The organism is Lactobacillus sp. UMNPBX19 (genome assembly GCF_002553805.1).
In the GTDB taxonomy this organism is placed as follows: domain Bacteria; phylum Bacillota; class Bacilli; order Lactobacillales; family Lactobacillaceae; genus Lactobacillus.
The window spans coordinates 1-380 of sequence record NZ_PCYR01000151.1 but is presented as its reverse complement, the minus strand read 5'-3'; the positions used below and the strand labels follow the sequence as shown (position 1 = coordinate 380).

Genomic DNA, 380 nt, shown 5'->3' with positions numbered 1-380 from the left:
CAAAAGAAGTGGTAGAGAAATACATCAACGATCAAGTCTATAACGCAATCAAAGACGGTAAGCCCTATCCATCCGCGCATTAAAATACGGGGATTTACGGGCAGATTTCATTAAATAGCCGCCTAATAAGATCACATTGGGCAAGTTATCCATCATTAGAGCACTCGCATTATCAATCGAATTTGTCATCACTGTTGCATTTAACCCGTTAAGGTAGCGACATAATTGCGAAATAGTCGTCGAAGCATTCAAATATATCAACTTATCAGCTGTTAAACACCCTAAAGTATAAAGGTAGATAGAAACATGACGATGTTTTTATCTACCTTTTTTCTTATACTTAGATTGAGGTTGAGGTCGACAACAGAATGGAATATTGA

The 380-nt window shown here is 37.1% G+C and carries 2 pseudogenes; one reads left to right on the top strand and one right to left on the bottom strand.

The features are described 5' to 3' along the window. Positions 1-83 (top strand): annotated as a pseudogene (locus CP370_RS09735) (IS200/IS605 family transposase); the annotation flags it as partial. Here the strand turns inward: CP370_RS09735 and CP370_RS09535 are convergent. Further along, positions 76-276, bottom strand: a pseudogene (locus CP370_RS09535) (DeoR/GlpR transcriptional regulator); the annotation flags it as partial. The pseudogenes CP370_RS09735 and CP370_RS09535 overlap by 8 nt on opposite strands. Positions 277-380: the final 104 nt, after the last annotated feature.